The sequence below is a fragment of the Parafrankia discariae genome, assembly GCF_000373365.1.
Classification (GTDB): domain Bacteria; phylum Actinomycetota; class Actinomycetes; order Frankiales; family Frankiaceae; genus Parafrankia; species Parafrankia discariae.
The window spans coordinates 1-2,914 of the sequence record NZ_KB891165.1; the positions used below are offsets into that span (position 1 = coordinate 1).

Genomic DNA, 2,914 nt, shown 5'->3' on the forward strand with positions numbered 1-2,914 from the left:
ACAACAGACCACGGAATCAACCATCCTGCCGCTCCGACGATCAAGCTCGCCTGCCCAGTCGATCAAGGAGTGGTTAGCTTAACTTAGCGGTATTGATCAGCTGGGACCACACCGTGCGACTCTGGAACGTCACCGACCTTCGCCGACCAGTATCTATCACCACTCTCACAGACCAGGTCGACGGTGCCGCAGACATCGCATTCAACCCAACCAGCACTATTCTTGCTATTCCTGACAAAACCGGCGGAGTTCAACTCTGGGACACCGAAGACCCTCACTATCCGAAAATTCTGAGCCAATCCATTCGAATTCCTAGCCCGATACGCGGTCTCGCATTCGATCCCGACGGCACCATCCTGGCTACCAGCGGAGACGACCGTGCCATCCGGCTCTGGGACATCAGTCGACCTCAGCAACCACAGCTTTTGGCGACCTTCACCGGCAGCCATGAAGGAATCGTGCGCAGAATTTCATTCAACCCGAAAAGGAAGATTTTTGCCACGGGCAGCGACGACAAGTCCGTGCGCCTTTGGACCGCAGACCCCGACCAGATCGCGGAACGGGCATGCGCGAGCCCAACCGGGCAGATAACACAAGACGAATGGCGCCGCTATCTTCCGAACATCACATACCAATCGGTGTGCCCGCAGAGCTAGCGAAAGAACCTCCAGAGATCACACGTCGACGACACCCGCCTCGTGACTCCAACACGGTTTCCGTTCTGGATTCCCAGCCCACTCCGTTTCCCCGGCCGGCGGCCCCGTCGCGGGGATGACCTCCCCGGGAGGGCTGGTAGCCGTCAGCGGCGGAGGCCGCGGGGGAGCTGGGGGCGGTAGCCGGGCCAACGGCACGCCGCCCGTCGACCGAGCCGAGGTGCTGGCCGGGCCCGTCGTTGCGCAGGTGGGGCGTCGTCCGTGGTCAGTCCTCGGGGAGGCACGCGCGGGCTGCCGAGTTGGTGAGGACAGCCTGCGTGGTGGCGGGCAGGCCGAGCCTGTTCCAGTGGAAGATCACTGTGTGGGCGAGGACGGTGCGCAGGCCTCGGGTCAGGGTGCCGGCGGAAGCGGCCGCGGCGAGGCGCCCGCCGGCGGTCTCGAAGGCGTCACGCCAGGGGGCGGCGAACGCGGCCGGCCCGTTGGGGGCGAACAGTGGTGATCCCGTCTGAGTAGGGGCGGCGAGCAGGGTGCGGAGCTGGGCGGTGAAGGTGGTCCGCGCCGGGGATGGGGGCGGGTCGGGGCGCATCGCGGCGACGCGGGTGAAGACGTCGCCGCGTTCGTACCAGTCGAGGCCGGCGGCGACGCACATGGAACTGATCAGCAGGACGGACAGCTCGCGGCGGGCCAGCGGCGGGTTGTTGCGGCGGAGGAAGTCGAGGACTCCGGCGGAGTCGGCGCAGAAGAGCGCGTGGGCGATACCCATGCCGCCGTCGCCGCCGAACGCTGCCGTTTCCGGCTCGTAGATGGCTGGGCTCCACGCGGCGACGGCTCCGGCGGCGGTCAGGTCGTCGAGCAGCTGGTGGACCGCGTCCGTGTCGGCGTTGAGGAGGCGTATCCGCCAGCCGGGCGGCTTGTTCATATGCCACCAGCCGGACGCCGCGCCGCCCGCCACGAATGCGTCGAGGTGGGGGCCGATGAGGGTCGCCAGAGTGCGGTCGGCGGGGTGGTTCCCGGCGGGACGGACGTGCACCTGGTGCCAGCGTGCGGTGGCCCGCTGTTCGAGCGCGGTGATTCCGGCCAGGTGGTAGGTGTCGGCGGCGTCCGCGAGGTCGGCCGGGGCCAGACCCGCCTCGGCCGCGGCGACGGCGATGTCACGTCCGGCCAGAAGGGCGCGGACGGCGTCGACAACCCGCCCGGCGGTCGGTGTGGTCAGCACAGCAGCAGACATGAGTCCCACCCGGACACAGGTGGGGCGGCGCGGCGAGCGGTTTCGAGCACGAGCTGGACACCCGTGGCGCCGGTGAGCAGCGCGGTGGACCCGTCGGTGGTGCTCGCCCGCGCGGTGAGGGCGGCGGCGAGCCCGGGCAGGTGGGCGCCGATGCCGGGCGTGATCGCGTCGGCGGCGGCACGGGACGTGGCCTGGTAGACGCCGGCGAGACCGTGGCACAGGCCCGCGTCGGGAAGCCCGGCAAGATGGGGGCCGGCCAGGCAGGTCGCGAGGGCGTGCTCGGCGTCGGCTTGACGTGCCGGGTCGGCGAGGGCGATCGCGGCGAGCTGGAGCGCCCGGGCGATCCCGGGCGTCCCGTAACACAGCGATGGCCGACCTGGGCCCGGCTGGGTCGGCTGCCCGGCGCGTAGATCGTCACGGGTGAGCCACTGCGGCCACCACGGCCCGCCGTCGGAGTCCTGACGCCACTGGTCGAACCAGGCGCACAGGCTGATGATCGCGTCGTGGTGGCCGTCCACGGTGTGGCCGGCGCGGGCGGCGAGGGCGAGCAGCGCGAGAATGCCGGCCGCGCCGTGGGCCAGGCCCAGGTTCGCGTGACCGCCCGGGGTGGGGGACAGCGGGTCGGGGTCGCGGGTGGCCCACCAGCCTGGTGCGTGGAGCCCGTCGAGGGTGAGGGGCTGGGTCGTGAGCCGGTGCAGGTAGGTGAGGACGGCGGCGAGGGTGTCGCTGGCCGGGGCGGTACGCAGGAGGATGAGTCCCAGCCCGGTGAGCCCGTAGAACAGGTCGTATTCATCGAACGTGCCCGGGGCCTTGTGGGCCATGCGGGCCTGGGCGGCGTCGAGCCGGGAGTGGGTGATGCGGTGCAGGTGGCGGTCGAGCGTGCGGGCTGCGTGCTGGTAGCGAGGCTGTCCGTCCGCGGTGGCGGTGTGGAGCACGAAGTGGCTTTGCAAGTGAGAACGGGGACCAGATGTAGGTGAGAACGGGGACCATTCGATCTTCGGGTCAAGATCGAATGTAGGTGAGTTTGGGGACC

General features: G+C 69.6%; 3 protein-coding genes. 1 reads left to right on the plus strand and 2 read right to left on the minus strand.

Annotated features, from left to right (window positions below):
* Nucleotides 1-92: 92 nt before the first annotated feature.
* A complete protein-coding gene (locus tag B056_RS40490) occupies nucleotides 93-656 on the plus strand; it encodes a WD40 repeat domain-containing protein (RefSeq protein WP_076784667.1) in 564 nt (187 codons plus the stop codon).
* Between the two features lie 262 nt (nucleotides 657-918).
* Here the strand turns inward: B056_RS40490 and B056_RS0109015 are convergent, their stop codons facing one another.
* Both B056_RS0109015 and B056_RS0109020 read right to left on the minus strand, forming a co-directional pair.
* Entirely contained in the window at nucleotides 919-1,881 is a 963-nt protein-coding gene (locus B056_RS0109015) for a thiopeptide-type bacteriocin biosynthesis protein (protein ID WP_026239492.1), read from the minus strand.
* On the minus strand, nucleotides 1,863-2,816 hold the full coding sequence (locus tag B056_RS0109020; RefSeq protein ID WP_018501546.1) for a lanthionine synthetase LanC family protein: 954 nt from the start codon (nucleotides 2,814-2,816) through the stop codon (nucleotides 1,863-1,865). Before B056_RS0109020 ends, B056_RS0109015 begins: the two co-directional genes overlap by 19 nt.
* Nucleotides 2,817-2,914 lie beyond the last annotated feature (98 nt).

What these genes read in the sequence shown, in the direction of transcription:
- B056_RS0109015 (WP_026239492.1), bottom strand. Translation starts at nt 1,881, where the DNA reads ATGTCTGCTGCTGTGCTGACCACACCGACCGCCGGGCGGGTTGTCGAC.